This is a genomic window from Streptomyces laurentii, assembly GCF_040635425.1.
GTDB lineage: Bacteria > Actinomycetota > Actinomycetes > Streptomycetales > Streptomycetaceae > Streptomyces > Streptomyces laurentii.
Map to the genome: position 1 here is coordinate 40,860 of NZ_JBEYHT010000059.1, position 7,872 is coordinate 48,731.

Below are 7,872 nucleotides of genomic sequence, written 5' to 3' on the forward strand. Positions count from 1 at the left end.
TCACCGGGGGAGTTCCAGGGAGGTCACGACCCCCTGGTCGTACACGAGGTAGCCGATCCCGCCGACCGGCAGCACCTCCGGGCCGCGCAGCATGTCGGTATAGTCCATCCCGTTCACCGGGTCCGGCCTCTTCTCGGCCCGCGCCCCCGGTGCCCCTGGGACGGATGCGGTCCGCAGCCCGACCGGCTTCCCGCCCTTGCCCAGCCGCACCGTGTACAGCGCAGAGTAGTCGGCGAACACCACCTGGTCACCCGCGAGCAGCGGCGCCGAGAACGCCTGCGCGAGCCCGGCCGGGGCGGCCTTGACCGGGAAGGAGCCCAGCTCCTTCCCGTCGCGCGGGTCGAAGACCTTCAGCGCGCCCGCCTCGCCGTCGAGGCCGGCCGCCGTCCGCTCGGTGAGCACGGCCGGGTCCAGGTCCGCGACCGGCGCCGGCAGGTTCGCCCGGGTCGCGAGCGAGGGCGCGTCGAGCAGATGGGCCTCCGGCGCCGCCCCGCGTTGGCGCACGATGCCGGTGCAGTACGCGCGCGTGCCGAGGACCTTGACCACCTCGCAGACACGGGCGTCGTCGTCCACCTGGCCGCGTACGGCGCCGGTCCTGGCGTCGTACGCGATCAGCCCGCCGTCGCTCAGCGCGTACACCGTGCCCGCCGCGTAGGCGAGCGGCTCGAAATGCCGCATGTCGACCTTCGCGGTCACGTCGTTCGTGAGCTGCTTCTCCCACAGCTTCCTGCCGTCGGCCAGCGCGTAGGCGGCCAGGCCGGCGCGGCCCAGGGTGGCGGCCCCGGGAGCCTGGGTGAGGGTGAAGACCATGCCGTCGGCCACGATCGGGCGGCTCGCCTCGCCCGTCGAGCCCCCGCCCCGCTTCTCCCAGGCGACCGCGCCGCCGCGCGCGTCCCGCACCTGGATCCGGCCGTCGGAGGCCAGGACGACGAGCCCGTCGTGGACGACCGGCCGTGCCGTGCTCCCGGCGATGAAGAGGCCGCCGGTGCCGCTGATGAAGCTGCGGTCGTCCCGCTCGTCCTCGACCAGGTCGGCCTGCCACAGCGGCTTCCCGTTCGCCGGGTCCAGTGCCTCGTAGCGCCCGTCCGTCGTCCGGCACACCAGCGCCTTCTCGTTCGCCGAGCAGCCGAACGCCGGAGCCGTCAGCTTCGCGCGCCACGGCTTCCAGCCGGCCGGCCGCTGGGTGAGGTTCTGCGGGACGACCCCGGACGCGTCCATCAGCCCCCGGTCGTCGACGCCCGGCACCCGCGGACCGGTGGCGGGCGCGGCGGGGTCGGCCTCGGCGGGCATCAGCTCCGGCCGCGCCCCGGGCCACAGCAGATACGTGCCGAGCCCGCCGCCCAGGACCGCGAGGGCCACCACGGCGGCGATGAGCCCGCGCCGCTTCGGACGCGGCGCCGGCGGAAGGGCGGGCGCCCCGGCCGGGCCCATGGTCGGCGCGGCGTGCGGGTCGATGGGGTCGAGCGGGCCGGGCGCGGGGACGGCCGGGGCGGGCGCCGCCGGCACCTCCAGGAGCGGGCCGCCCGCCGCGACGAGCTGCGCCAGCTCCGTCCCGTACGCGCCGATGTGCTCCCGTACGGCCTCCGGCCAGGCCGGCATCCGCCCGCCGACGCCGCCGAGCAGCTCCACCAGCCGCTCGGGGTCCGGCCGGTCCGCCGGGTCGAGCGCCAGGCAGGCGGCGACGATCCCGCGCAGCTCCTCCGGCACCCGTTCGAGGTCCGCCTCGGCCTGCGAGACACGGTAGAGGACGGCCGCCAGCGGCCCGTCGCCGAACGGATCCTCGCCCGTCGCCGCGTAACAGAGGACGGACCCCAGACAGAAGACGTCCGAGGCCCCGGTCACCCGCCGCGCGCCCGCCACGTGCTCGGGCGACATGAAGGCGGGCGTGCCGACCATCATCCCGGTCGCGGTCAGGGTGGTGGCGCCGCTCGCCCGCGCGATGCCGAAGTCGATCAGGCGCGGCCCGTCGACGGCGAGCATCACGTTGCCGGGCTTGAGGTCGCGGTGCAGCACCCCGGCCGCGTGCAGATCGGCGAGCGCGCGGGCGATCCGCGCGCCGAGCGCCCGCACCGTGGCGACCGGCAGCGGGCCGCCGCGCCGGACGGCCTGGGACAGGCTCGGCCCGGGGACGTACGCGGTGGCCAGCCACGGCAGTCCGGTGTCCGCGTCCCCGCCGACGGGCGCGGCGGCGTACGCGCTGCGGACCAGCCGGGCGACCTGGATCTCGCGGCGGAAGCGGTCGCGGAAGGCGGGCTCGCCCGCCACGTCACGGCGTACGGTCTTGACGGCGGCGTACGCACCGGAAGGGGCGTCCGGGTCGTCCCGCCGCCCCAGGTACACCTCGCCCATGCCGCCGGCGCCGAGCCGCGCCAGGATCTCGTACGGTCCGATCCGCCGTGGCGCGCCCTCGCGCAGCGGTCCCAGCATCAGCCCCGTCGCCCCCTGTCCCTGGTCCGGCGGTCCCCATGTCCGGCCGGCCCTTGATCATTGCATGGGCATGTCGAACGCGACGGGGGCCGGGACCGGGCCTCGCCGGGGGTACGCGAACGGGCCGGAACCCCCGTCCAGGGGGATCCGGCCCGTCCGCCGGCAGCCGCTGTCAGCCGCGCTGTCGGCCGCTGTCGGCCGAGGTCAGGCGATCGTCGGCAGCGCCGCTCAGCCGGTGTACGGCTTGGCGCTGAGGATCTTGACCTTGGCCATCTTGCCGTTCGGCAGCTCGTACTCGGCGTCCTCACCGGCCTTCTTGCCGTTGAGGCCCACGCCGAGCGGGGACTGCGGCGAGTAGGTCTCGATGGTGTCGCTGGCGTACTCACGGGAGGCGAGCAGGAACGTCAGGGTGTCGTCCTCGTCGCCGTCGAACGCGATCGTCACGACCATGCCGGGCTCGACGATGCCGTCGTCCGCCGGGGCCTCGCCGACCTTGGCGTTCTGCAGGAGCTGAGTGAGCTGGCGGACCCGGAGCTCCTGCTTGCCCTGCTCTTCCTTGGCCGCGTGGTACCCGCCGTTCTCGCGCAGGTCGCCTTCCTCGCGCGCAGCGGCGATCTTGGTGGCGATCTCGGTACGCGCGGGACCAGACAGGTACTCAAGCTCGTCCTTGAGCTTGTTGTACGCCTCCTGGGTGAGCCAGGTGACGTTGTCGCTGGTCTGGGTCACAGGTGCTCCTCGTAGGTACTGGGAATAAAGAGCTCGCCCTGCACGGAAGGCGCGCGCCGAAGCTCCTGCTTCAAGCGTGCGCCTTTCGAACGGACGAAACCACGAGCCTAACAATGAGTGGCGAAAAGCGGGAGGACATAAACCACGAGCTTTACGTCACCCCAGGTCACCGGGGTGAACCGGCGGGGCTTCGCTGTCGCCCGCTTCCCTACCCACCGCTACCGTGCCGTACACCCCAGCAGCTCGGCGCTGGTCGCCTTCGCGGTCGTACGGATCGTGTAGATCTTGTCGAGCCGGGTGCCGCGCTCGTCGACGGGGAGGTCCTTGCGGCCGACCTCGGCGCCGTCCTCGGACTGCGAGCGCACCGTGCAGACGCCGGTCACGTCGTCGTCCTTGCGGATCTCCAGGTGGACCTGGACCTCGTTCTCGCCGGTGACCTGGAACCGGATCACCTCGGCGCTGATCTTGCTGCCGACGACGTAGTACCAGCCGAACCAGCCGAGCAGGATCACCATCAGGCCGCCGAGCACGGAGCCGACGATCTTGAGCTTGCGGTCGGCGCGCTCGTCCGCGGAGCGGCCGTAGCGCCCCTCGGGCAGCGACTCTCGCACCGCGCTCATGATCGTTCCTCTCGCCGTCGGGGCCGGAATTTTCCCACCCCCGATTCCGTCACTATAGAGACCTTCCCAAGCGACGAATCACTGAGGATCGAGCCTTGACTGAGCAGCTGCGACTGATGGCCGTTCACGCCCACCCCGACGACGAGTCGAGCAAGGGCGCGGCGACCATGGCCAAGTACGTGTCCGAGGGGGTGGAGGTCATGGTGGTGACCTGCACGGGCGGTGAGCGCGGCTCCATCCTCAACCCGAAGCTCCAGGGCGACCCCTACGTCGAGGCGAACATCCGGGAGGTGCGCCGCAAGGAGATGGACGCGGCGCGCGAGATCCTCGGCGTGGGCCAGGAGTGGCTGGGATTCGTCGACTCCGGTCTGCCGGAGGGCGACCCGCTGCCGCCGCTGCCCGAGGGCTGCTTCGCGCTGGAGGACGTGGACGCGGCCGCCGGCCGGCTCGTCCGCAAGATCCGCGCCTTCCGTCCCCAGGTGGTCACCACCTACGACGAGAACGGCGGCTACCCGCACCCCGACCACATCATGACCCACAAGGTCACGATGGCCGCCTTCGACGGCGCGGTCGACACCGTGAAGTACCCGGAGGACGAGTTCGGCCCCGCGTACCAGCCGCGGAAGCTCTACTACAACCAGGGCTTCAACCGCCCGCGCACCGAGGCCCTGCACCAGGCGCTGCTCGACCGGGGCCTGGAGTCGCCGTACGGGGACTGGCTGAAGCGCTGGGACGACTTCGAGCGCAAGGAGCGCACGCTCACCACCTTCGTGCCGTGCGCGGACTTCTTCGAGACCCGCGACCAGGCGCTGATCGCCCACCGCACCCAGATCGACCCCGACGGCGGATGGTTCCGGGTGCCCATGGAGATCCAGAAGGAGGTCTGGCCGACGGAGGAATACGAGCTCAGCAAGTCTTTCGTCGACACCGCCCTCCCCGAGAGCGACCTCTTCGCGGGCATCCGCGACAATGACTGACATGAGCGCACACCTGGTACTGACCCAGATCGTCCCCCTGGCGGCGAAGGACCTGGACCAAAGCAAGGTGACTCCCGGCGTCCTCGGGTTCGTCGTCTTCGCGGTCCTGGCCGTCGCGGTCTGGGGCCTGATGAAGTCGATGAACCGCCACATGGGCAAGGTCGACTTCGCCGAGGCGCCGGACGCGGCCGCGGCGGGCGCCGCTCCGGCCGGCACTCCGGCCGGCGGGACGGCGGGGAAGTAGCCTCCGCGTTTTCCCGGGCCCCGGCACCACCCGCCGGGGCCCGCTTCCGCGTGGCCTGCCGTGCGGACGGCCGGTCGTCCGTACCGACAGGCCGTCCGCACGGGACGCCACGCGAGGTGCGCGCGACCCTCGTGCGAGGAGTACGAGGCGTGCGCGGCGCGCGGGGGCGCCCGGCCGTTTCTTCGCACGCCGGCGGCGGTACGCCCCCGACCTGCGCGGCCCGCACCCGAACGGCTGACCGTCGAGTCTCCGTCCGGTGGCGTTCATGTGCTGAATAGCGCATCCGAGTGACGCGGCGGAACCAATCCTTCTTGAGGCAGTTGATCAGGACGCTTCGGTCCACGAAGCAGTCAGTCACGCTTCGGTCCACGAAGCAGTTCCGGGCCACCGAGCTCAAGAAGGAAGACTCGTGATCAAGAAGGTTCTTGCAACTGCTGCTGTCGCGGCGACCGTCGCCGGCATGTCCGCGACCACGGCGATGGCGGCCGGAAACGACGGCGGCACCGCCAACATCATCGGCAACACGTCCACGCAGTCCATCGGCGCCAACACCACCGGTGGCTACATGAGCCCGAACTTCGGTCTCGTCAACGGCGGCGTCCTGAACTGCTTCGACATCCAGAAGCTCCAGGCCCAGGTGCCGATCGGCGTCATCGCCATCCCGGTCGCCGCTCAGGACCTCCTCGGCAACCCGGTCTCGGGCCAGACCTGCACCCAGAACTCCGTGCAGCAGAAGGGCGACGACGCGCTGTCGCACATCCTGGGCGAGGTCCTCGCGCAGAACGGCAACATCGGCGGCTGATCCACACGCCCCCGCACGGCGGCCCCGGCCCCACGCCCACACGGCGCGGGGCCGGGGCCGCCCGCCGTTCCGACACGACCACGCACACGGCAACACGTCGACCCGTACAGGCTTCCGCGGCGCGTGGGCGGGGCCGGGGAGCGTACGCGAGGATGGGGAGCATGCCGAACAGACTGGCCCATGAGACGTCCCCTTACCTCCTCCAGCACGCCGGCAACCCGGTCGACTGGTGGCCCTGGTCGGACGAGGCGTTCGCCGAGGCGCGGCGCCGTGCCGTGCCGGTGCTGCTCAGCGTCGGGTACAGCTCCTGTCACTGGTGTCATGTGATGGCCGACGAGTCCTTCGCGGACGACGCCACCGCCGCGCTCATCAACGAGCGCTTCGTGGCCGTCAAGGTCGACCGCGAGGAGCGGCCCGATGTCGACGCCGTCTATATGGAGGCCGTGCAGGCCGCCACCGGGCAGGGCGGCTGGCCCATGACCGTGTTCCTGACCCCGGACGCCGAGCCGTTCTACTTCGGCACCTACTTCCCGCCCGAGGCCCGGCACGGGATGCCGTCGTTCACCGACGTCCTCGACGGGGTGGCCCGGGCGTGGACCGAGCGGCGCGACGAGGTCGGCGAGGTCGCCGGGAAGATCGTCAAGGATCTCGCGGAGCGCTCCCTCGCGTACGGCGGCGACGGCGCCCCCGGCGACGCGGAGCTCGGGCAGGCGCTGCTCGGGCTGACCCGCGAGTACGACCCCCGGAACGGCGGCTTCGGCGGCGCGCCCAAGTTCCCGCCGTCGATGGCGCTGGAGTTCCTGCTCCGCCACCACGCCCGCACCGGCGCCGAGGGCGCCCTGCAGATGGTGACGGACACCTGCGAGGCGATGGCCCGCGGCGGCATCTACGACCAGCTCGGCGGCGGCTTCGCCCGCTATGCCGTGGGCCGCTCCTGGACCGTGCCGCACTTCGAGAAGATGCTGTACGACAACGCGCTGCTGTGCCGGGTGTACGCGCACCTGTGGCGGACCACCGGCAGCGATCTGGCCCGCCGGGTCGCCCTGGAGACCGCCGACTTCATGGTCGGCGAACTGCGCACCCCCGAGGGCGGGTTCGCCTCCGCGCTCGACGCCGACTCGGACGACGGCACCGGCCGGCATGTCGAGGGCGCCTTTTACGTGTGGACGCCGGAGCAGCTCGCGGACGTGCTCGGCGAGGACGACGCCGCGTACGCCGCCCGCCACTTCGGCGTCACCGACGAGGGCACCTTCGAGCACGGCAGCTCCGTGCTCCAGCTCCCGCAGGACGCGGGCGTCGCCGACGCCGGGCGGATCGCGGGCATCCGGGAACGGCTGCTCGCGGCGCGCGCCGAACGCGCGCGCCCCGGCCGCGACGACAAGATCGTCGCCGCCTGGAACGGCCTCGCCATCGCCGCCCTCGCCGAGACCGGTGCCCTGCTCGACCGCCCCGACCTGGTCGAGCGCGCCACCGAGGCCGCCGACCTGCTGGTCCGGCTGCACCTCGACGACGGCGCCCGTCTCGCCCGTACCTCCAAGGACGGCCGCGTGGGCGCCAACGCCGGGGTCCTGGAGGACTACGGCGACGTCGCCGAGGGCTTCCTGGCGCTCGCGTCCGTGACCGGCGAGGGTGTGTGGCTGGAGTTCGCCGGGCTGCTGCTCGACATCGTCCTGGACCAGTTCCGGGGCGAGGGCGGCGCGCTCTACGACACCGCCCACGACGCCGAGAAGCTGATCCGCCGCCCGCAGGACCCCACCGACAACGCCACCCCGTCCGGCTGGACCGCGGCGGCCAGTGCGCTTCTCACGTACGCGGCGCACACCGGATCGGCCGCGCACCGTGCCGCCGCCGAGGAGGCCCTGGGCGTGGTCAAGGCGCTGGGGCCGCGCGCGCCCCGGTTCATCGGCTGGGGGCTGGCCGCCGCCGAGGCGCTGCGCGACGGGCCGCGCGAGATCGCCGTCGTCGGCGACCCCGAGGACGAGGACTTCCGCGAGCTGCGCCGGACCGCCCTGCGGGCCGGCAACTTTCTTCCACAGCCTGTGGATGAAAGTTTCGTCCACAGGCCCTCCCGGATCT

The 7,872-nt window shown here is 72.6% G+C and carries 7 protein-coding genes; 4 read left to right on the plus strand and 3 right to left on the minus strand.

The window, feature by feature from the left end; genetic code table 11:
* From ABZ693_RS28895 to ABZ693_RS28905, 3 genes are all read right to left on the minus strand, one after another.
* The gene (locus ABZ693_RS28895) at positions 1-2,427 is read right to left on the minus strand and encodes a protein kinase domain-containing protein (RefSeq protein ID WP_359883166.1); all 2,427 of its coding nucleotides are present in this window, start codon (positions 2,425-2,427) and stop codon (positions 1-3) included.
* A gap of 228 nt (positions 2,428-2,655) precedes the next feature.
* Positions 2,656-3,153, minus strand: a complete 498-nt coding sequence (greA, locus tag ABZ693_RS28900) for a transcription elongation factor GreA (protein WP_359883168.1) — start codon at positions 3,151-3,153, stop codon at positions 2,656-2,658.
* Positions 3,154-3,371: 218 nt separating this feature from the next.
* Positions 3,372-3,773 (minus strand): DUF4307 domain-containing protein, encoded by a 402-nt coding sequence (locus ABZ693_RS28905; RefSeq protein WP_359883170.1) that lies wholly within the window; start codon positions 3,771-3,773, stop codon positions 3,372-3,374.
* Between the two features lie 95 nt (positions 3,774-3,868).
* On the opposite strand from ABZ693_RS28905, the gene mca reads away from it, so the two are divergent.
* From mca to ABZ693_RS28925, 4 genes are all read left to right on the plus strand, one after another.
* The gene (mca, locus tag ABZ693_RS28910) at positions 3,869-4,750 is read left to right on the plus strand and encodes a mycothiol conjugate amidase Mca (RefSeq protein ID WP_359883172.1); all 882 of its coding nucleotides are present in this window, start codon (positions 3,869-3,871) and stop codon (positions 4,748-4,750) included.
* Positions 4,743-4,994, plus strand: coding sequence for a hypothetical protein (locus ABZ693_RS28915; protein WP_359883175.1), 252 nt, complete (start codon positions 4,743-4,745; stop codon positions 4,992-4,994). The genes mca and ABZ693_RS28915 overlap by 8 nt, the downstream gene beginning before the upstream one ends.
* 409 nt (positions 4,995-5,403) lie before the next feature.
* The gene (locus ABZ693_RS28920) at positions 5,404-5,796 is read left to right on the plus strand and encodes a rodlin (RefSeq protein ID WP_359883178.1); all 393 of its coding nucleotides are present in this window, start codon (positions 5,404-5,406) and stop codon (positions 5,794-5,796) included.
* A gap of 161 nt (positions 5,797-5,957) precedes the next feature.
* A partial coding sequence (locus ABZ693_RS28925; RefSeq protein WP_359883181.1) for a thioredoxin domain-containing protein occupies positions 5,958-7,872 on the plus strand: 1,915 nt, incomplete at its 3' end.

Bases quoted from the DNA above. Each gene is read 5' to 3' on its own strand.
- ABZ693_RS28895 (WP_359883166.1), bottom strand. From the start codon at position 2,427: ATGCTGGGACCGCTGCGCGAGGGCGCGCCACGGCGGATCGGACCGTAC.
- ABZ693_RS28905 (WP_359883170.1), bottom strand. From the start codon at position 3,773: ATGAGCGCGGTGCGAGAGTCGCTGCCCGAGGGGCGCTACGGCCGCTCC.
- ABZ693_RS28915 (WP_359883175.1), top strand. From the start codon at position 4,743: ATGACTGACATGAGCGCACACCTGGTACTGACCCAGATCGTCCCCCTG.